Genomic DNA, 20183 nt, shown 5'->3' with positions numbered 1-20183 from the left:
CGATGGCCGAGCGTTCGTTCAAGGCCGAGGTCGAGTTGCTCCGCCTGGGTGAGGGGGAAATTTTCCATGGCGAAGGCATATTGGCCGTCACCAAGGCGCTGCTCCAGGCCGGCGTGGCTTATGTCGGTGGTTATCAGGGATCCCCCATCAGCCATCTGATGGATGTGTTCGCTGACGCCAATGATCTGCTGCTCGAACTGGGCGTGAATTTCGAAGCGAGCGCATCGGAGGCGAGCGCGGCGGCGATGCTCGCGGCGTCGGTCAATTATCCATTGCGCGGCGCTGTCGCATGGAAATCGGTGGTCGGCACCAATGTAGCGTCCGACGCGCTGTCCAACGTCGCGTCGGGCGGCGTGACCGGCGGCGCGCTGATCATCATCGGCGAGGATTATGGCGAAGGCTCGTCGATCATGCAGGAGCGCACGCATGCCTTTGCGATGAAATCGCAGATTTGGCTGCTCGATCCCCGGCCGAATCTGACCAGCATCGTCGACATGGTCGAAAAGGGGTTCGCCCTGTCCGAGGCATCGCACACGCCGGTGATGTTCGAATTGCGCGTACGCGCATGCCATATGACCGGGCGGTTTGCGGCGCGGGACAATGTACGCCCGGCGATGACCGTCGCGGACGCCGCGCGCCATCCGGTGCGCGATACGCAGCGGATCGTGCTGCCACCCGCCAATTTCCTGCACGAAGTCGAGAAGATCGAACAGCGCTGGCCCGCCGCGCTGGCCTTTATCCGCGAGCATGGATTGAACGAGCGGTTCGGACCCGACACCGGCGAGATCGGCATCATCGTCCAGGGTGGATTGTTCAATACGCTCAACCGTGCACTCGAGTTGATCGGCCTGTCGGACGCGCAGGGCCGCGCGCTGCTGCCGGTCTATTGCCTCAACGTCGCCTATCCGCTGGTGCCCGATGAGGTCGCCGAATTCTGCCGCAACAAGCGTGCGGTGCTGGTCGTCGAGGAAGGGCAGCCGGAATTCATCGAACACGAACTCAATACCCTGATCCGCCGCGCCGATCTGCAAACCCGGATCGTCGGCAAGGACGTGTTGCCGCGCGCGGGGGAATATTCGGGGCAAGTGTTGAGGGACGGACTGGCGACGTTCCTGGCCGAATGGGCGCCGGCGCTCGCACCCGAACCGGCAGCGCCCATGGCCGGCGTTCCCGCGCTGATACCCAGCGACGTGCCGCAACGGCCCGCCGGCTTCTGCACCGGATGCCCCGAGCGTCCCATCTTCACGGCGATGAAGCTGGTCGAGCGCGAACTCGGGCCGGCGCATGTCTCGGCCGATATTGGCTGTCATCTGTTTTCGATCCTGCCGCCGTTCCACATCGGCAATACGACGATGGGCTATGGCCTGGGCACCGCCGGCGCTTCGGCTTTTCGCCCGGACGGCAAGCGCGCGATCGCGGTGATGGGCGATGGCGGCTTCTGGCACAACGGGCTGACGTCCGGCATCGGCAATGCGGTTTTCAACAAGGATGACACCGTCACCTTGATCGTCGACAATGGCTATTCCGCCGCGACCGGCGGGCAGGACATTCCGTCATCGCGCGCCGAAAACCGGTTTCGCACCACCAATAGCCCGATCGAAAAGGCCGTACGCGGGGTGGGCGCGGCGTGGGTTCGTTCAGTCACACGAACCTATGATCTGAAGCGGATGCGTGACACGTTGCGCGAGGCGCTGACCACGGCCGAGACCGGCCCCAAGGTGATCATCGCGCAGTCCGAATGCATGCTCAACAAGCAGCGCCGCGAAAAGCCGCTGATCGCCCGTGCCGCGCGCGAAGGACGGCGCGTGGTGCGCGATCGCTTCGGCATCGACCCCGATACGTGCACCGGCGACCATAGCTGCATCCGCCTGTCGGGCTGTCCCTCGCTGACGATCAAACCCAATCCCGATCCACTGCGCCGCGATCCGATCGCACATGTCGACAACAGCTGCGTCGGATGCGGCCTGTGCGGTGAAGTCAGCCATGCCGCGATACTATGCCCGAGCTTCTACCGCGCAAGCATCGTCACCAATCCGACGCGGTGGGATCGGCTGCGCAATCGAATGCGTGCATCGGTGATCGGGCTGCTGCAGCGACGTGGCGATCGCGCGCGCGCCGGGCGAGCCTTTTGATGGCGCGGGATCGGATCACGATCGCGATCCTGGCCCTGGGCGGGCAAGGCGGCGGCGTGCTTGCCGACTGGATCCTGGCGCTGGCCGAAGCGAATGGCTGGCGAGCACAAGGGACCTCCGTGCCCGGCGTCGCGCAGCGTACCGGCTCAACGGTCTATTATATCGAAATGGTGCCTGAAAACGGCAGCGATCCGGTGCTCGCATTGATGCCGGTGCCGGGCGATGTCGACATCGTTCTCGCATCCGAACTGATGGAGGGCGGGCGGGCGATCCTGCGAGGTTTTGTGAGCGATGATCGCACGACATTGATCAGCTCGACCCACCGTATCTACGCCATTTCGGAAAAAACCGCGATGGGCGACGGCATGGCGGCAAGCGATCGCATCGTCGCGGCAGCTGGCAAGCGCGCCAAACGGTTCATCGGGTTCGATATGGAGACTGCGGCCGATAGCGCCGGCAGCGTGATCAGTTCGATTCTGTTCGGTGCGCTGGGCGGCAGCGACGCCCTGCCGTTTCCACGCGCTGCGTTCGAAGCCGCGATCGAAAAGGGCGGTATCGCGGTGCCGGCCAATCTATGCGGGTTCGCAGCAGGATTCGCGGCGGCATCAAGGGATATTGCGGCGGCGCCAGCGACTAGCGCGGCGACGCTTCCTTCCGTCGTGCCTGCCATCCCGCCACAGCCCACCAGTGTCGCCGGACACGGCCTGGCGGCGCGCATCCGCGGACGGTTGCCGGCCGATGCACAGGTGCTTGCGCTTCACGGCGCCGCACGATTGGCCGACTATCAGGACACGGCCTATGCCGCGCGCTATCTCGATCGGGTCGAAGCGCTGGCGGCGCTTGATGACGGACGCCAGGACCATGCGCTGACGGTCGAGGGCGCGCGCCATCTGGCGTTATGGATGAGTTATGAAGACACGATCCGCGTCGCCGACCTGAAAACGCGCGCCGATCGTTTTGCACGCGTGCGTGGCGAAGTCCGCGCAACGCCCGATCAGCTGCTCGGCGTGACGGAATTCATGCATCCGCGACTGCGCGAAATCTGCGAGGTGCTGCCCGCGCCGATCGGCCGCCGCATATTGGCCAGCAAAACCGCCAATCGTCTGCTTGCGCCGTTCTTCACGACGGGCCGTCATGTCGAGACCACCAGCCTACGCTGGTTCGTCCTGCTGCGCGGCATTGCGTGGCTACGGCGATGGCGCTCGATCAGTTTACGCTTCGCCGAAGAACAGGAACGGATCGACGTCTGGCTGGCGCTGGCGGGCAAGGTCGCCCAACAGGACACGGCGCTGGCGATCGAGGTCATACGGTGCCAGTCGCTCATCAAGGGCTATGGGGACACGTTCGATCGCGGACTGGGCAATTTTTCGACGCTCATGGCGCTGGTGCCCACATTGATGCTGCGCCAGGATGCAGCGGCATGCCTGGACGAGTTGCGCAGCGCGGCGCTGGCCGACGATGCGGGAACGGCGCTTGCCGCAGCGGTCGAGGCGACGCTCATGCCCCGTGCGCAGGCAATGGGCTGACGCCGGCAATGGGCTTCAGTCGTCAGACTCTGGTTCGTTTTGCGCATGTCGATGCGGCGGGGATCGTCTTCTATCCGCGCTATTTCGAGATGGTGAACGCGATCGTCGAGGATCTGTTTGCCGCCTGTGGCGAGGATTTCGCCGAACTCCATCTTCGGCAGGGCAAGGGCGTTCCCACCGCCAATGTCGCGATCGATTTCACCGCGCCGTCGCGGCTGGGCGAGTTGCTGGATTTCGACCTCGCTCTCGTGCGGCTGGGGCGTAGCGCGCTGACGCTCGGCGTCGAGGTCCGCTGCGCGGGTACGCAGCGGCTGACGGGATCGGTCACGCTCGTCCGGATCGACCTGGCGAGCGGCGCCAGCGAAGCCTGGCCCAGCGATCTCGCCGCGCGGTTGCGCGACACGCTATCGGCCCCCGCTATTTGAGCGGCGCCAGGATCGCATCCAGCCGCGCGGGGACCGTCGGATCACGCTCGAGGCGCGGATAGCGCAACCCCATCGCACAGGTGACGGTCGCGTCGCGCACCATCGGCCCGCGGCGAACCGTCAGCGTCATTGGTCGCGAGCTGCCCGTGCACGCACCGATTGCCTGCCGAAGCTTGTCCGCCTCGAATGCCTGACCATTGACGGCCAGGATATGCGCCCCGATCGTCAATTCAGCGGCAAAGGCGGGACTATCCCACAGCACATCGCCGATTGTGCCATCGGTATCGATAACCAGTCCGATCGAATAGCTCAGGTCCATCACGCCGCGCTGCTTTTCGAGCGCGCGGAAAAAGTCGGTCGGCGTGTCGGTATAAACGAGCCGGTAGCCACCGCGCGCCAGCCCATCCAGGGGCGCTCGGGGCGTCACCTTCTCGACATGCTCGTGAAGGAAGCTGCCCCAGTCGTAAGGCACCTGGGCATTGAGCCCGGCGATCACGTCGTCGAAGACATAAGGAACCGGGCGGTGCGATCCGTTGTCGACGCCGAAGAATGGGCGCGCGAAATCGTCGAGCGATTTTCTGCCGCCTGACAGTTCGCGCATCCGCGTATCGACATCGAGCCAGAGCAGCTGGCCCTCCAGATAATAGTCCGATCCGCGCTGCCAGTTAGGCCAGGGCTGAGCGCCTTCGGCATAAATCGAATGGTTGGTGGTATCGAGCAAGGGTCGCCATTGGCGTCCGGCGCGATTGTCCATCAGCGCAGCCGATACGGCGAAATTGCTGCGCGCCTCTTCCGATGTATTAAGCCCGGCACGTGCGGCGAGGACCGCGCCATAATAGCGCGTCATCCCTTCATAGACCCACAACAGGCTGTTGCGCATCGGAGCGTCGAGCGTTGGCGTCAGCAAATCGGCGCCGCGGCGAAACTTGCCGTTCCAGCTATGGACGAATTCGTGCGGCAGCAGCTCGCGCGCCGGCGCATTGCCCGCCCAGTCGGTGAAATAGCCGGCGGCGGTAAAATTCTCGCTCGACTGGTGATGCTCGGCACCCAGGCTGCCGATCTGCGTCGTCAGTCCGGTGAGGAATGTATAGCGGTCGAAATGGCGTGAGCGGAACAGCTTGTAAGCCTGTTCGACCAGCCGGCGATGCGCGGCGATCTGCTCGGGCTGCACGGCGAGCAATTCGGGAGAATCGGCGAACAGATCGAGCATGACCGGCGCCGGTGCCCCTGCGTCGAGAATCTCGCGACGGTGATAGCGGCCCGCGACGATCGGCGAATCGACCAGCGTCTCATAATCGACCGGCTTGAACACCACCGTGCCGTCGCGCGTCGAGGCAGCGTCGAGCGCGGTCGCATATCCCCATCCCGCGGGCAGTTTGACCGTCGCCTCGACGGTCATGTCGCGCGACGCATAACCTTGTGGATAGGGCGCCAGAGAGGTCCATTGCAGATCGATCATGTCGGTCGTCACTTCGACACGCCCCATCTTCGGATCGGTCGGCGAGAGATACTGGAAATCGACCTCGATCGAGGTGGCCCCCTCGGGCACAGTCAGGTGCAGCATATGCATCTGCACCGGATCTCGCGTCCAGGCGATGTCACGACCAGCCGAGCTGACATGAATCCCCGCGATCCGCGATATTGGGCCCGATGGCGCATGATGCCCGGGCACCCAGCGCGGAAACAGCAACTGCATCGGCCCGGCCTGCGCCACCGGCAGGATCAGCCTGCCGGTGAAAATCGCGCGATTGACGTCGGTTGCGTCGATCAACAACCGCATCATGCCCTGCAGCGCGCCGTGCGTCCCGGAAGAAGAAGCGGCGGGCGTGACCTGCGCCACGGCGGGCAGCGCCATACCTGCTGCCAGAACCGCAATCAGTTGGTATCGAAATCGCATGGTCGCTCCCCTGGCTTTATGGGGAACAATCAATGCAAAAATATATGCAAATGCAAGTTAATTCGCATCGCGTTCTTGCCGGGACAAAGCGGTGGCCGATTCGAACACCCCGATGGATGCGGGTATCGAGGGTCGGGCTGCTGAATTTATGCCGCGGCATTGCCGCAAACGGCGTCAGTCGCTCAGGGCCGGTCCAGCCAGTGAAAGAATTCGACCATATAGCCGCCGGGGTCGCGCACGCGGAATTCCAGGGTTCGCCCTCTGCATCCCGATATGAGCGACGTATCCGGCGGACAGTGCCCCGCGACCTTGAATCGCTCCAGCCACGCCTCGAGCTGATTGGTTTCGATCGACAGCATCGCGCCCTGATTGCCACCGCGCGGCGGCAGATGATTGCCGCCGGTCGCATCGACGAGCCCCACGGTACAGCCCGGACGCAGCTGCAGCAGCACAAGCCACTCCTCACGCATCAGAATATCCAGACCGAGCACCTCATGATACCAGCACGCCGCGGCATCGAGATCGTCATAGTAGAAGAACAGGATCGACCCGTCGATCGCCGGCGGCGCGGCGGGCATCGGCGGTCGCGCGGCGCCGGTCACTGGTTGAAGTCGATATTCTGCTCGATCCTTGCGACGATGGCGCGGAATTGCGCGATTTCGTCACTGGACAATTCGGACAGCGCTTCTTCCTGATGACGGTGCGCGATCGCCACGATCGTATCGATCTTCTCGACGCCCTCGGGCGTGAGCGTGACGAGCGTGATGCGCGAATCCTCGGCCGATATCTCGCGCTCGATCAGTCCGTCTGCTTCCAGTTGCACGATGACGCGGCTGACCGTCGGCTGTTCCATCAATGAATGTTCGGCGATACCGCCAATTGCCAGCGTACCGTGCGAGCGCAGGACGGTCATGACGCGCCATGGCGACGGCTTGATTCCCAATTTGCGCAGCCTGGTCTGCAGCCGGCGATCGAGCCGGTTGGTCAAGCGATAAAGCTGATACGGGACATAGCCCTCAAGCCAATTATTGCCGAGACTGGGGTCGCAATCCTTTGATCGCGGCATGGCTTCATTTTTCTTTCGCTGGCTCACCGGCGCAACTTATCCGCTACGCGGCGCTGGTCAATCACCGACCTTCGGGTTACATCAATAATCATATAGCAATGGATACACATTGGAGGGGTGATGCGACAAAATGAGGTTCAGGGGGAGCAATGGTCATCGCGGCTGGCCTTTCTCTATTCGATCGGCGCGGCGGCGATCGGGCTCGGCACGCTGTGGCGCTTTCCCTATGTCGCCGGTGCGAACGGGGGTGGCGCATTTGTCATTCTGTACATTCTGTTCGTGGTGGCGATCTGCGTGCCGTTGATGATCGCCGAAATGGCGATCGGCAAGCGCGGGCATGGCAGCGCGATGACGAGCGTGGACAGTGCGATCGCCGCCGCGGGTGCGTGGCGGGGCTGGCGCACGATCGGAACGCTGAGTCTGCTGATCCCCTTTTTCGGGCTGAGCTATTACAGCATCGTCGCGGGCTGGGCGATCGACTATAGCATCGCGTCGATCGCGCGTGGGTTCGCCGGGTTCGATGCCGAGCAATCGCGCACAATGTTCGGCGCGCTCGCCGCTTCGCCCGTCCGTGGCGGGTTGCTCCAGCTGACCTTCATCATGGCGACGGCGATCGTGGTCGGGCTGGGCGTGCGGCGCGGGATCGAAACGGTGTCGCGGATCAAGATGATCGCGCTGTTCGTGATCCTGATCGGGCTGGTGATTTACAACGCGCTGACGGTCGGCCTGGGGCCAAGTGCCCAGTTCCTGCTGCAACCCGATTTCGCCGCATTGGGGGCGGAGGGCGTGCTGACCGCTTTGGGCCAGGCGTTGTTCTCGACCGCGGTCGGCGTCGGGGTGCTGATCACCTATAGCGCCTATCTTCCGGCTGAAGCGTCGCTGCCGCGATCGTCGATGGCGCTGGCGGGCGGTGTGATCATTGTCGCGCTGTTGACGGGCTTCGCGATCTTTCCCGCCGTTCTCGCATATGGCCTCAAGCCCGCCGAGGGTCCCAATCTGATCTTCGTCACCCTGCCGATCGTGTTCGGCAAGATGGCGGGTGGGCGGATCATCGCGATCCTGTTCTTCGGGCTGATCGCGCTCGGTGCGTTCACGACAGCGGTCGGGATGCTCGAACCGGTTGTGGCATGGTTGCGCGAAAAGACCGGCATGGGCCGGGCGCCGCTGGCGGCGATGGCCGGCTTCGCGATCTGGCTGGTCGGACTGCCGTCGCTGCTGTCGTTCAGCACCCTGTCCGATTTCCACCCGCTCGCATTTGCCGGCGTGACCGGCAAGACGGCGTTCGACCTGCTCGACTTCTCCATCGCCAACCTGCTGCTGCCCGCCAATGCGCTGCTCCTGGCGATCTTTGTCGGATGGAGCTGCCGTGGCCTGATCGGTGCGCGCGAGACGGGGTTGCGCCCGACGATGCTCGGCGCGTGGCGTTTCGTCATTCGCTTTGTCGCGCCGATCGCGATCCTGGGACTGGGCGTGCATTTGCTCCTGTAGAATTTGCTGGATTGATGATGCATTTTTTTACATATAAAAAAGAATATAAATTATGGAGAATCCGCCATGGCCGCCTTTGCCGATTTCCGCGCGCAGTTTCCGACGGTTGAAACAAAGCTCTATCTGAACAGCGGCTCTTACGGATTGCTGGCCAACAGCGTGCGTGCGGGGATGACTCATTATCTCGACAATCGCACCGAACATGGGGCCGATTGGGGCGGATGGGTCGGGCTGGAAGGCGAGGTGCGCGATCGCGTGGCGCGATTGCTTGGCGCATCCTCGCGCGACGTGGCCGTGACGGCATCGGCATCGGCGGGGATCAACGCCGTGGCGAGCTGCATCGATTTCGGCGCGCGGCCAAAGGCAGTGGTGAGCAATTACGAATTCCCGACCAGCGCGCAGATCTGGCACGCGCAGGAGAAGCGCGGCGCGCAGGTGGTTCATGTCGCCGAGGCGGCCGACCGCACCATCCCGGTCGCGCATTTCGATGCGGCGATCGACGAGCACACCGCGATCGTCACCCTGTCGCACGTCTGTTACCGGCATGGCGCGAAGCTGCCCGCCGAGGCGATCCGGGACATCGCCCGGATCGCGCATGAGCGTGGCGCGCTGGTGATCCTCGATTGCTATCAGTCGATCGGCACCGAGCGGATCGACGTGCAGTCGCTGGGGGTCGATTTCTGCGTCGGCGGCATGCTCAAATATCTGCTGGGGTCGGCGGGGAGCGGTTTCCTGTGGGCGCGCGAGGCGCTGACCACCACGCTCCTGCCGGGAACGTCGGGCTGGTTTGCCCAGGCCGATATCAATGCGATGGATATCTTCGCCAACGATCCCAGCCCCGATGCGCGGCGCTTTCAGGCCGGGACGCCGCCCGTCCCCAGCCTGTACACCGCGCGCGCCGGGCTCGACCTGATCCTGGCGACGGGTGTCGATGCGATCGAAGCACGGGTCCGCGGCCTCACACGCTATGCGCTCGACCGGCTGCGCGAGGCGGGCATTGCGGTCGCCACGCCCGACCAGGATGCGTTGCGCGGGCCGATGATCGCCATCCCCGCGCGCGACGAGATGGCGCTGGTGGACTATCTGGCCGAACGCGACATGGTCGTGTCGTGCCGCGACGGCAATATCCGCGCCGGCTTCCATGCCTATAATATCGAAGCCGAGGTCGACCGCTTCGTTGCGGCGCTGGTCGCGAGCGGGCTGTGCCGCGACACCGCGACGCTTGCCGCCGCATAAGCAAAAAAGGGGGAGGCGACCGCCCGGCCGCCTCCCCTTTCCATCCGCCCGCTGTTCGGTGGCCGGATTCAATAATTGATGCCGGGATTGTCGCCGGGGTGAATGAGCCCGACCACATTCATGCCGTCGGTCGCGGTGCATTGCAGCGAATGGCGGTGCTTGCGCGGAAAGAAGATCACGTCCCCCGCCGCCACGCGCGCCCGCGCGCCATCGTTCCAGATCACGCCGTCGCCCGACAGGATGACCAGCGCCTCCTCATACAGATGCCGGTGCATTTCCGCCCGTGATTGCGGGATATGGCCGATGAATTGAGTCGCGGTGGTCGATCCCACCCGCTTGTCGACCAGAAGCTGGAAATAGCGCGGCCCCATGGCGTGCCGCTGGCTCTCATCGACACTGACGAGCCGGTCGGGCCAGACGGTGTCGAAATTGTCCGGCATCGCATCGAGCGTGTCGAGCGCCTGAGTCGCGGGGCAGGCATGGATGTGCACGGCAAGCGCCGCGTCGCCCGATTGAGTGAAGCGGAACGCTTCGCCCGCGCGGACATAGACGCCGGTATCGCCGGCGATGGCAAAGCCCCGCCCCGAAATCTCCACCGCGCCCGCGCCGCCGACCACCCACAGCACCACGTCACCGGCCGTGGAAGCCAGGACGGGCGAGTGGCTGCGGGTCAGTTCGGCATAGAATTGCGCCTGATGCTGCGCGCCCATGTCAGTCGAGACGATCGTGCGGCACCACCAATCGGGCGCATCAGCCGGACGCGTCGCATCGGCACGGATGACATAGCAATGCCCGTCAAGCACGCGGACGCCCGCCGCGTCGCTCTCCGCCCAGGGCAGGTCCTCGACACTGTCCGGTTCATCGGCATAGCCGCCGGGAAGATTACTGTGCGCGCCGTCGCAAAAGGGCGGTGTCGCGGTCTGCTTGCAGCCGCAGAACAACACTTCCTCGCGGTCGACGGCGGCGGTGTATTTGACCGGCTCGATCCCGGTCCCCTCATGCGAACGACCGTCGCAAAAGGGTTGCCGCTTCGATCGGCCGCAGGCGCACCAGAGATAGCTGCGCCCGGCCTGTAGTTCCTTGTAGAAGGGCTTGCGGCTTGCCACCACGGCGTCAGCCATTCGTCATCTCCCCATATCGCGATGTGGCCGCCCGCCGCACAGGGGCGACGGGCGACAAGGTCAGTCAAGCCGGATCAGGTCAGCCAAAGCGCACGATGATCCTCGTACCAGATTTCGAGTTCCATATTGCGATGGTCCATCACGCCCAGATGATAGGGGTCGTGGAGCTTATATTCGGCAAAGGGGCCGGGATAATCGCGACGGCGTTTCTTGTACGCCTCGAAACTGGCGAGATCGTCATATTCCCAGACGATGAAATGCCGGCCGCTGCTGGAGCCCGCAATCTCGCGGATGAAATAGCGCAGGCTCTTCCATTCCTTGAACAGGCTGCGATGCGCATTCACCCATTGCAGGAAATCCTTCATCGCCGCGTCATGCTCGGCTTCCTTGCCCTGGAGCGGGAACCAGCTTTCGACTTCATAGATCGCCATGTCAGCGCCCTCCCCCGTTGCCGCCGCCGAATTCGCCGCCATAGAGCCGCTTGGCGCGCTCCAGTTCCTCGGCCGTAGGGCGGGCGGAAGACCGCGCCGGCGTGCCGCCCGAGGCGGCCGCGACCGGCGCACCGATCGTCATCGCCGCCACCGCGAATGACGCAAATCCCAGCGCCTCGCGCCGGTTGGTCGTCATTTTCTCATCCATAGCCTGGCCTCTCCCCATCGCATTTTCAGTGGCCGGAGCTTAGATTGCGCTGGATAAGTGTCAAATGTTTTCATATGAAAACGGATATTAATTGTGGAGAGCGGGATGCGGAAACTGGGTTGGGCAATGGCGCTGGCGGCGCTTTGCTGCACATCGCCGGCGATGGCGCGCGGGCGCGAGCCGGCCCCTGCGCTGCGCGGGCAGATCACTTTTCTCTATTATAAGGACCTGCCCGCCGCGGCGCGATTTTACGAGCGGCTGCTCGGCCGCGCGCCGGAGTCGACGCCCGACTGGGTGCGGCTGTTTCCGCTGACATCGACCGCGACGATCGGGCTGGTCAATGCGACCGGCGGCGCGCTGCGCCCGTCCGAGGAAAAGCCGGTGATGGTGACGATGGTGGTCGATGGCACGCGGGCGATCGACCATTGGTATGACCGGGTTCGCGCACAGGGAATCCGCATCGTCGAGGAACGCAAGACCACCCGCATCGATGCGCGGCGATCGATCCACGCCTTCATGTTCAATGACCCGGAAGGCTATCGGATCGAGATATTGAGCTGGGTGCGCACGCCGCGCGGCTGAGGGCGACGCGCCCGGACGCGCAGTGCGAGCCGCGGCGCCAGACTCCCGCAGCTGCGGGAGTTTCTGGAGGAAAATGCTTTTTTGGGGGTGCTGCGGGAGTCTGCGGGAAAAGCTGCGGGAGTTTTGATGGATCCGCACGGGAGTTTTGCGGGGTCCTTGCGGGAAGATCGGGAATTGCGGGGCGGTCATCATGCTCTGCTCGATTCAACTGGCCGGCCGGATGGGCTTTTACCGGTGGCGCGCGATGCGCCCTGCCCATGCCGGAGAGCCGATATGACCATGCCAGACAGCGAAGTGAATCGAGCCGGGGAGGCAGCCGAGCGGATGGCGGCAGGAAGCGCCGCGCCGGGCGATTACGCGGTGGGCCATGGCAAGCCGCCGGTCGAGCATCGCTTCAAGAAAGGCAATCGCGCCAATCCGGGCGGCAAGAAACGCAAGGTGCGGTCCGCCGACGCGGTGGTCCCGCAGCTGGCCCTCGATTCCTTCCATGAAATGCTGATGGCCGAGGCGCGGCGGATGGTGCGGGTGAAGGCCGGCGGGCGCATGGTCGAGATCCCGGCGCTGCAATCGGCGTTCCGCGAAGTGGCGATGAAGGCGGCGCGCGGCAACCGGCTGGCGCTGACGACGATGGCGCAGCTGGTGATGCGATCCGATGCGGCGGAACGCGCCGCGACGGCGGAACCGAGCGCGGCGAAGAGCATGACGGCGGCCGACCTGGGATGGGCAGCGCCATTGGCGCCGTCCGTCGACCCGTCCGGGAACCCGGTGCGCCAATCCCCGGCGCTGAAGGCAGCCGAGGAGTATCAGGCGCTCTGGACTCTGGTGCTGACCCGGGCGGCGACGCTGAACGCGGAGATTGCCGCGCCGGTGCCGCACCCGGACGATGTCATCATCGCGCGAGTGCGCGGCACCGCGCATTGGCCGGGGTCAGCGCCGGACGCGCTGCTGTCGCTGGATCAGCTGGCCGCGATGCACGCCGAGCTGCAGGCGGACCTGCCGGCGCGGCGTCCGGCGATCGACGCGATGGCGGAGGGATATGACAAGGCCATCGCCTGGTGCGACTGGTTCGCGCTGAACGAGATCCGCGCGCTGATCGCGGAGAATCTGCCGAGACGCTATGCCAACCAGATCGAGCCCGACCGGCGTCCGCCCGACGCGCGGGCGCGCGGCAAGACGCTGCGCGCGCTGGCGAACAGCGACCGCCAGCAGCACGAACATCAGCTCAGCATGGCCGCGGCCCGGGCGCGCATGGCGGCCGAGGATGCGGCGCGGGGTGGTGCGGATCGGGGCGGCCTGGCGGGGGGCGAAGATGGGGAAGACTGGCAAGGCGGGGAAGATCGGGATGGGACGGAACGCGCCGCCCATGCCGTGATGCCGATCATGGAGGCGCCGCTGGATCCGGCGCAGGCGGCGGCGGAAGCGAGCATCTATCGGGCGGCGTGGCTTGAGGTGCTGGACGTCGCCAGGGATATGGAGATCAAGGTCGAGGCGCCGATGCCGCCGCCCGATGATGTGACCATCGATGCCGAGGCGGAAACGGTGACCTATCCAAGGCCGCCGGCGCCGGGCCAGCGCGCGACACTGACCAGCCTGCGCGCCACGCTCGCCCGGCTGAAGGCCGATGCGGCGCGGCACCAGCGCGATGTGAACTGGGCGACGCGGCCGTTCTTCGCTGAGCTTTCAGGGCGGCGGCGGGATCAAGTGGTGGCACTGTGTGCGGTGATTGAGCGGCATTTGGGTGGGGGTGGGGATGGGTGATTCTTGGGGTGAACTTGGCATTCTTGTCGACTATCTCGGTGAAGGGCCTGGATAAATTGGCAGGGTGGATGCAGGCTGACAGCCCCACCCCTATGCTAAAAACGGACATCGAATAAAGAATCAGCAACCGCCGCATCTTACAGGATGTGCTGTGGCAGAAATTCTGGGACATGCCGCCGACGCAGGAAGACGCGTGAGCACGCAATTCAAGAACGAAAGTGCAAAATAAGTGGCCAGTGACCCCAAGGTAATCGAGACCAGCCTGTTCAAGATGGCGGACCAGCTTCGCGCCAATTCCGGGCTCAAGCCTTCGGAATATAGCCGCCCCGTGCTTGGCTTGCTGTTCCTGCGTTATGCCGAGGGGCAGTTCGCCAGCGTGGACAAGACGCTGGCACCCAGGGCCGGCTCCCGGCTCAAGCCCGGGCCGGACGACTACAAGGCGCAAGGCGTGATCTACCTCTCGCCGGAAGCGCGGTTTTCGTATCTGCTCGGCTTGCCCGAAGATGCCGATGTCGGCCGTGCGCTCAACAATGCGATGAAGGATATCGAGCGAGACAATGTCGAGCTGGAAGATGTCCTGCCCAAGAATTTCAACGAAATCCCCAAGGACACGCTGATCGAGCTGATCCGATTGCTCAAGCCACTGGAGATCGACGGTGACGCCTTCGGCCATGTCTACGAATATTTCATGGGCGAGTTCGCCAAGCAGGAAATGCAGAAGGGCGGCGAATTCTACACCCCCAGCTCGATCGTGCGGCTGATCGTCGAGATTATCGAGCCGTTCCATGGCCGCATCCTCGATCCGGCCTGCGGGTCGGCGGGCATGTTCGTCCATTCGGCGGACTTCGTGAAGCGCCACCAGCGCGCACCGGACAAGGAGATCAGCCTGTTCGGCATGGAGAAGACCAAGGAGACGATCCGCCTCGCCAAGATGAACCTGGCGGTTCACGGCCTGTCCGGCACGATCGCCGACACCAACAGCTATTATGATGATGTACCGGAGGCGTTCAAAGGCGTGCCGCTGGTCGGCGGGTTCGATTTTGTCATGGCCAACCCGCCGTTCAACGTGTCGGGCGTGGACAAGACCAAGCTGAAGACGGTGACCGCGAGCGGGACCGAGGTGGTGAAACCGCGCTTCCCGTTCGGCCTGCCCAGCACGGACAATGGAAATTATATCTGGATCAGCCAGTTCTACTCGGCGCTGAACGACAATGGCCGTGCGGGCTTCGTCATGGCCAACAGTGCGGCGGACGCGCGCGGCAGCGAAGCGGAGATAAGGCGCAAGCTGATCGAAAGCGGCGCGGTGGACGTGATCGTCTCGGTCGGCCCCAATTTCTTCCTGACGGTGACGCTGCCCTGCACCTTGTGGTTCTTCGACCGCGCCAAGCCGCGCACGAGCCGTGCCGATGAAGTGCTGTTCATCGACGCGCGGCACGTCTTCAACCAGGTCGACCGCGCGCACCGCGATTTCCGTGATGAGCAGATCGAGTTCCTCGCCAATATCGTCCGCTTGTGGCGCGGCGGCGAGCCGGAACTGGCGTTTGGATCGACGGCCTTGCTGCGCGAGCGGCTGGGCGGGCTGGATAACTATGTCGACGTGCCCGGCCTGTGCCGTGTGGCCTCACGCAAGGAGATCGAAGCGCAGGGCTGGTCGCTCAATCCCGGCCGCTATGTCGGCGTTGCCGAGGGCGAAGCGGACACCGAGGATTTCAAGGAACGGCTGGAGGCTTTGCAGGAGGAACTGGAGCGGCTGAACGGCGAGGCGGTGGAACTGCAGGGGCGGATTGCGCTCAATGTGGCGGAGTTGCTGGCGTGAATTGGACTGAATCACGACTTGCGGACGTGTTGCACGTCAAACACGGGTTCGCGTTCAAGGGCGAGTTCTTCACCAATCAAGGGGACAAAGTTGTCGTCACGCCTGGCAATTTTTTCGACGAAGGGGGATTCAAGTCGAAAGGCGACAACGAGAAATTCTATAGTGGCTCTATTCCGGAAGGCTATGTCTTGAAGCCGGGTTCACTCATCGTTGCAATGACCGAGCAAGCCGAAGGACTGCTGGGTTCGGCAGCGAAGACACCTGTGGGTCGTATCTATCTCCACAATCAACGACTTGGCCTCGTTTCCGCCATCCGGCCTGACAGGTTCGACCTCCAGTTCGCCTATTATCTCTTCAATTCCCGTCCAGTAAGGCAGCAAATTAGAGCAACTTCAAGCGGAACCAAGGTTCGGCATACCTCACCGTCGAGGATCGGCGAGGTCAGGGTCAAATTGCCACCCGTGACAGTTCAGCGCCGCATCGGCGACATCCTGTCCGCCTATGACGACCTAATCGAAAACAACACGCGACGCATCGCTGTCCTCGAAGACATGGCCCGCCGCCTGTTCGAGGAGTGGTTTGGGAATGGTGTGGACGCTGGCTGGCCATCGGTGAAGTTGGGAACCGTCGCTGCTATCAACCCGGAATCGATCAAGCCAAAATCTCTACCAGCCCATATCGGCTATATCGACATTGCCTCCGTTTCGCCCGCGAGGGTCGATCAGGTGCAATGGATGGACTTTGCCGATGCTCCCGGTAGAGCGCGACGTATAGTGCGTCATGGAGATGTCATCTGGTCAAACGTGCGCCCTAATCGCCGTTCATTCGCTCTACTTCTCGATGTGGAACAGAACACTGTCGCTTCAACCGGATTTTCCGTATTGAGATCAACAGCCGTTCCATGGTCTTACCTCTATGTGGCAACCACGACTTCGGATTTCACGGCGTATCTGACCAATAGAGCCAAGGGTTCGGCCTACCCTGCGGTGGGCAGCGAAGATTTTGCTGATGCAGACATTTTGCTGCCGGATTCTGCGGCTTTGGACCGCTTCCACAATCATGCCGGACCAATGCTGGAGCTAGCCGCCCGTTTGCATGTACAAAACACCAACCTCCGCACCACCCGCGACCTGCTCCTGCCCAAGCTGATCTCCGGCGAAATCGAAGTCCGCGCCGCCGAGGAAGAATTGGAGACCGCCGCTGCATGACGCCACCCGCTGGCCCTCACAATTCCGGCCGCTATCCGACCCGCGAGGAATCGCTGGGCCGGGTGCTGTCGGCGTTCGGCGAGGGGCAGATGGTCGAAGACCCGGCGGTCGCGCGGCTGATCGAACTGGGGTGGCGGCACGAGAATCTCTACGCCGAAACCCCGCTGGCCCTCGCGCCCGATCCACGCACCGGGCGCACCAGCTTTCGCCAGGCGATGCTGCCCGGCCCGCTGCGCGCAGCGATCGAGCGGCTGAACCCAGGCCTCGATGCAGATGCCATCGGCGCAGTCGTCGATGGACTGATGCGCAATCGGGGGGACATGAACCCCATCGCCGCCAACCGCGAAGTGATCGGCCTGCTGCGCGACGGCGTGGAAGTGCGCACCACGCTACCCGACGGCACCAGCGAAACCCGCATCGCCCGCGTGATCGGCTGGCGCGATCCGCACGCCAATGATCTGCTGATCGCCCAGCAATTCTGGATCGCCAGCGAAATCCACAAGCGCCGCGCCGATCTGGTCGGCTTCGTCAACGGCATCCCGCTGTTGTTCGTCGAGCTGAAGGCCAGTCACCGCAGCGCGCAGGCCGCCTATGACCAGAATTTGCGCGATTATCGCGATGCCGTGCCGCACATCTTCTGGGGCAACGGGCTGGTGCTGCTGTCCAACGGCGACGATGCCCGCATCGGCGCGCCCCTTGCCGCATGGGGCCATTTCAAGGAATGGAAGCGCATCGATGATGAAGGCGCGAAAGGGGTCGTCAGCCTCGACACCGTGCTCACCGCCGCCTGCTCGCCGGAGCGGCTGCTCGACATTGTCGAGAACTTCGTGGTGTTCGAGGAAACCCGCGACGGCCTGATTAAAAAGATCGCGCAGAACCACCAGTATCTTGGCGTCAACAAGGCGGTGGCCGAAATCGGCAAGCTGGGCGGCAAGCTGGGCGTGTTCTGGCACACGCAGGGGTCGGGCAAGTCGCTGTCCATGCTGGCCTTCACGCAGAAGGTGCTGCGCACGAAGCCAGGCGGATGGACCTTCCTGATTGTCACCGACCGGCAGGAGCTGGACGGCCAGATCGCCGCGTTCTTCCAGGCCTGCGGGGCCTTCTCGCTCCCACTGCCGCAGGTGCAGGCGCAGAGCCGGGCGCATCTGAAGGAGCTGCTTTCGGGGAATGCCCGCTTCGTCTTCACCCTGATTCACAAATTCGGGACCGAGTTGGGAGAGACCTATCCCGAGCTTTCGCAGCGCGACGACATCATCGTCGTCACCGACGAGGCACATCGCAGCCAGTATGACGTACTGGCATCCAATATGCGGCGCGCCCTGCCCAATGCCGCTTTTATCGGCTTCACCGGCACGCCACTGATGGCGGGCGAGGAGAAAACCCGCGAGGTCTTCGGCGATTACATCTCGGTCTATAATTTCAGCCAGTCGGTCGAGGATGGGGCGACCGTTCCGCTCTATTACGAAAACCGCATTCCCGAGTTGCAACTGGCATCGGGCGATATTGACGAGGCGGTCGATGCGATCATCGCCGAGGCCGACCTGGACGATGACGACACCCTTGCGCTGGAACGCAAGCTGGCGCGGCAATACAGCCTGATCAAGCGCGAGGACCGGCTTGACCGGATCGCGGAAGACGTCGTCCGCCACTTCATGGGCCGCGGCTACCGCGGCAAGGCGATGTTCATCGCCATCGACAAGGAAACCGCCGTGCGAATGCACGGCAAGGTCCGTGCGGTTTGGGATGCCGCGCTGGCCGATAAGGGCAAGGCGATCCAGTCGCTGTCTGGCGATGCTCGGGAGGCAGCCCAGGCCGAACTCGAATGGCTGCACGAAACCGACATGGCCGTGGTCGTCAGCCAGGGGCAGAACGAGATCGCCGATATGGCCGCCAAGGGCCTGGACATCCGCCCCCACCGCGAACGGATGGTGAAGGAAGATCTGGACGAAAAGTTCAAGGCCCCGGCCGATCCGCTGCGGCTGGTCTTTGTCTGCGCGATGTGGATCACCGGCTTCGACGTACCGACCTGCTCGACGGTCTATCTCGACAAGCCGATGAAGAACCACACGCTGATGCAGACCATCGCGCGCGCAAATCGCACGGCGCCGGGGAAGCTGGCGGGCCTCATCGTCGATTATGTGGGCGTGTTTCGGAACTTGCAGAAGGCGCTGGCGATCTATGCCCAGCCATCCACCGACGGCACCGAGCCGATCGAGGAAAAGGCGGCGCTGGTCGCCAGGCTGAAAACAGCGGTGGACGAGGCGATGGCTTATTGCCGCCGCCGTTCGGTCGATCCCACCCAGATTGTCAGCGCCAAAGGCTTCGACCGAATTGCCAAGCTGGCCGAGGCGGTCGAAGCGGTCATGGGCACCGATCAGGAGCAACAGGCATTTTTGCGGCACGCCGGCAATGTCTGGAACCTGTTCAAGGCCGTCCTCCCCGATCCAACCGCCGATACGTGGCGCGTGGAAGCGGCTGTCCTCCAAGTCATGGCCGAGAAAGTCCGCGCCCTGCGGGAAGACCCGGAAAAAAAGGCTCGGGTCCAGCGCGTCGCCGACGCGATCGAAGCGTTGCTGGACGAGGCCATCCTCGGTGTCGAGATCACGGCACCGGTTCGATCGGGCGACGACATGGAGGGCCTGTTCGACCTTTCGCGGATCGACTTTGACAAGTTGCGCGAGCGTTTCGCGAAGGGACAAAAACGCACTCAGACACAGAAGCTCCGCACCGCCATCGAACGCAAGCTGGAAGAGCTGGCGGCGCAGAACCCGACGCGATCATCACTGGTCGAGCGATTCCAGGAGCTGATTGCCGAATACAATGCGGGCAGCCTGAATGTAGAGCGCTTGTTCGAGGCGCTGATGGCCTTCATCCGTGATCTTGATGAGGAAGAAGGTCGGGCAATCCGCGAGGGATTGTCAGAGAAAGAACTGGCGATCGTAGACATCCTCACGAAGCCGGAACCCGAACTGACCGCCGACGAACTCGCGTTGGTCAAGCAGGTCGCGAGGGCTATGCTGGAGACCCTGAAGCGGGAGAAGCTGGTTCTCGACTGGCGATTGAAAGAACGCGCCAAGGCCGCAGTACGGAGTGCCATCCAGAAATCGTTGGATGCCCTGCCTTCCGCCTATAACGATGAAATCTGGCACGGTAAGGTAACCCAAACCTACGAATGGGTTTTCGATCATTATTCCGGGCATGAAGGTATTAGCTGAGACGGCGAATAGAGTCTCAGTAATTGGGGCCACCCGCCACCGCAGTGTTTTGAGGGACGGCGTCACCCGCATCG

16 protein-coding genes are annotated in these 20183 nt (G+C 63.5%); 10 read left to right on the top strand and 6 right to left on the bottom strand.

Going from position 1 to position 20183, the window contains the following annotated elements:
• The first annotated feature begins 2 nt into the window (after positions 1 to 2).
• Genes OO12_RS16155 through OO12_RS16145 form a run of 3 tightly spaced genes read left to right on the top strand, consistent with a single transcriptional unit; the run spans position 3 to position 4083 of the window.
• Entirely contained in the window at positions 3 to 2132 is a 2130-nt protein-coding gene (locus tag OO12_RS16155; protein WP_034159717.1) for an indolepyruvate ferredoxin oxidoreductase subunit alpha, read from the top strand.
• Positions 2132 to 3658: an indolepyruvate oxidoreductase subunit beta family protein gene (locus tag OO12_RS16150; RefSeq protein ID WP_034159716.1), complete on the top strand. Its 1527-nt coding sequence runs from the start codon at positions 2132 to 2134 to the stop codon at positions 3656 to 3658. The genes OO12_RS16155 and OO12_RS16150 overlap by 1 nt, the downstream gene beginning before the upstream one ends.
• A gap of 8 nt (positions 3659 to 3666) precedes the next feature.
• Positions 3667 to 4083, top strand: a complete 417-nt coding sequence (locus OO12_RS16145) for an acyl-CoA thioesterase (RefSeq protein ID WP_034159715.1) — start codon at positions 3667 to 3669, stop codon at positions 4081 to 4083.
• Here OO12_RS16145 and OO12_RS16140 read toward each other — a convergent pair.
• The 3 genes from OO12_RS16140 to OO12_RS16130 all read right to left on the bottom strand — a co-directional run bounded on the left by OO12_RS16140 (position 4076) and on the right by OO12_RS16130 (position 7046).
• Positions 4076 to 5980, bottom strand: a complete 1905-nt coding sequence (locus OO12_RS16140; RefSeq protein ID WP_034159714.1) for a M61 family metallopeptidase — start codon at positions 5978 to 5980, stop codon at positions 4076 to 4078. The genes OO12_RS16145 and OO12_RS16140 overlap by 8 nt on opposite strands.
• 182 nt (positions 5981 to 6162) lie before the next feature.
• Complete coding sequence (locus tag OO12_RS16135; protein ID WP_235364828.1) at positions 6163 to 6582, bottom strand: VOC family protein; 420 nt, start codon at positions 6580 to 6582, stop codon at positions 6163 to 6165.
• The gene (locus OO12_RS16130) at positions 6579 to 7046 is read right to left on the bottom strand and encodes a MarR family winged helix-turn-helix transcriptional regulator (RefSeq protein ID WP_152616477.1); all 468 of its coding nucleotides are present in this window, start codon (positions 7044 to 7046) and stop codon (positions 6579 to 6581) included. Before OO12_RS16130 ends, OO12_RS16135 begins: the two co-directional genes overlap by 4 nt.
• A gap of 120 nt (positions 7047 to 7166) precedes the next feature.
• Between OO12_RS16130 and OO12_RS16125 the strand changes: the two genes are divergently transcribed.
• Positions 7167 to 8534, top strand: a complete 1368-nt coding sequence (locus OO12_RS16125; protein ID WP_034159712.1) for a sodium-dependent transporter — start codon at positions 7167 to 7169, stop codon at positions 8532 to 8534.
• Positions 8535 to 8600: 66 nt separating this feature from the next.
• A complete protein-coding gene (locus tag OO12_RS16120) occupies positions 8601 to 9770 on the top strand; it encodes an aminotransferase class V-fold PLP-dependent enzyme (protein WP_034159711.1) in 1170 nt (389 codons plus the stop codon).
• Positions 9771 to 9838: 68 nt separating this feature from the next.
• Here the strand turns inward: OO12_RS16120 and OO12_RS16115 are convergent, their stop codons facing one another.
• From OO12_RS16115 to OO12_RS16105, 3 genes are all read right to left on the bottom strand, one after another.
• Positions 9839 to 10891 (bottom strand): cupin domain-containing protein, encoded by a 1053-nt coding sequence (locus tag OO12_RS16115; RefSeq protein WP_034159710.1) that lies wholly within the window; start codon positions 10889 to 10891, stop codon positions 9839 to 9841.
• A 74-nt stretch (positions 10892 to 10965) separates the two neighbouring features.
• Positions 10966 to 11322 carry a hypothetical protein gene (locus tag OO12_RS16110; protein ID WP_034159709.1) on the bottom strand — a complete coding sequence of 119 codons (357 nt, stop codon included), beginning with the start codon at positions 11320 to 11322 and terminating at the stop codon, positions 10966 to 10968.
• Position 11323: 1 nt separating this feature from the next.
• Positions 11324 to 11518: a hypothetical protein gene (locus OO12_RS16105; protein ID WP_152616476.1), complete on the bottom strand. Its 195-nt coding sequence runs from the start codon at positions 11516 to 11518 to the stop codon at positions 11324 to 11326.
• Positions 11519 to 11635: 117 nt separating this feature from the next.
• Between OO12_RS16105 and OO12_RS16100 the strand changes: the two genes are divergently transcribed.
• The 5 genes from OO12_RS16100 (at position 11636) to OO12_RS16075 (ending at position 20109) form a co-directional block, all read left to right on the top strand.
• A complete protein-coding gene (locus tag OO12_RS16100; RefSeq protein WP_082006577.1) occupies positions 11636 to 12112 on the top strand; it encodes a VOC family protein in 477 nt (158 codons plus the stop codon).
• A 273-nt stretch (positions 12113 to 12385) separates the two neighbouring features.
• Positions 12386 to 13870 (top strand): DUF5681 domain-containing protein, encoded by a 1485-nt coding sequence (locus tag OO12_RS26980; protein WP_152616475.1) that lies wholly within the window; start codon positions 12386 to 12388, stop codon positions 13868 to 13870.
• Between the two features lie 229 nt (positions 13871 to 14099).
• The gene (locus OO12_RS16090) at positions 14100 to 15686 is read left to right on the top strand and encodes a type I restriction-modification system subunit M (protein WP_034159707.1); all 1587 of its coding nucleotides are present in this window, start codon (positions 14100 to 14102) and stop codon (positions 15684 to 15686) included.
• A complete protein-coding gene (locus tag OO12_RS26975) occupies positions 15683 to 16894 on the top strand; it encodes a restriction endonuclease subunit S (protein WP_052215939.1) in 1212 nt (403 codons plus the stop codon). The genes OO12_RS16090 and OO12_RS26975 overlap by 4 nt, the downstream gene beginning before the upstream one ends.
• Positions 16891 to 20109, top strand: a complete 3219-nt coding sequence (locus OO12_RS16075; protein WP_082006576.1) for a type I restriction endonuclease subunit R — start codon at positions 16891 to 16893, stop codon at positions 20107 to 20109. The genes OO12_RS26975 and OO12_RS16075 overlap by 4 nt, the downstream gene beginning before the upstream one ends.
• Positions 20110 to 20183 lie beyond the last annotated feature (74 nt).

This window comes from Sphingomonas sp. ERG5 (genome assembly GCF_000803065.1).
Taxonomy (GTDB): domain Bacteria; phylum Pseudomonadota; class Alphaproteobacteria; order Sphingomonadales; family Sphingomonadaceae; genus Sphingomonas.
Note: the sequence above shows the minus strand (reverse complement) of the source record. Positions and strands in the feature narration are given on the sequence as shown.

Coding starts and splice junctions, on each gene's coding strand:
- OO12_RS16075 (WP_082006576.1), top strand. CDS start 16,891: ATGACGCCACCCGCTGGCCCTCACAATTCCGGCCGCTATCCGACCCGC.
- OO12_RS16150 (WP_034159716.1), top strand. CDS start 2,132: ATGGCGCGGGATCGGATCACGATCGCGATCCTGGCCCTGGGCGGGCAA.
- OO12_RS16100 (WP_082006577.1), top strand. CDS start 11,636: ATGCGGAAACTGGGTTGGGCAATGGCGCTGGCGGCGCTTTGCTGCACA.
- OO12_RS16115 (WP_034159710.1), bottom strand. CDS start 10,891: ATGGCTGACGCCGTGGTGGCAAGCCGCAAGCCCTTCTACAAGGAACTA.
- OO12_RS16155 (WP_034159717.1), top strand. CDS start 3: ATGGCCGAGCGTTCGTTCAAGGCCGAGGTCGAGTTGCTCCGCCTGGGT.
- OO12_RS16120 (WP_034159711.1), top strand. CDS start 8,601: ATGGCCGCCTTTGCCGATTTCCGCGCGCAGTTTCCGACGGTTGAAACA.
- OO12_RS16125 (WP_034159712.1), top strand. CDS start 7,167: ATGCGACAAAATGAGGTTCAGGGGGAGCAATGGTCATCGCGGCTGGCC.
- OO12_RS16110 (WP_034159709.1), bottom strand. CDS start 11,322: ATGGCGATCTATGAAGTCGAAAGCTGGTTCCCGCTCCAGGGCAAGGAA.
- OO12_RS16105 (WP_152616476.1), bottom strand. CDS start 11,518: ATGACGACCAACCGGCGCGAGGCGCTGGGATTTGCGTCATTCGCGGTG.
- OO12_RS16145 (WP_034159715.1), top strand. CDS start 3,667: ATGGGCTTCAGTCGTCAGACTCTGGTTCGTTTTGCGCATGTCGATGCG.
- OO12_RS26980 (WP_152616475.1), top strand. CDS start 12,386: ATGACCATGCCAGACAGCGAAGTGAATCGAGCCGGGGAGGCAGCCGAG.
- OO12_RS16130 (WP_152616477.1), bottom strand. CDS start 7,046: ATGCCGCGATCAAAGGATTGCGACCCCAGTCTCGGCAATAATTGGCTT.
- OO12_RS16140 (WP_034159714.1), bottom strand. CDS start 5,980: ATGCGATTTCGATACCAACTGATTGCGGTTCTGGCAGCAGGTATGGCG.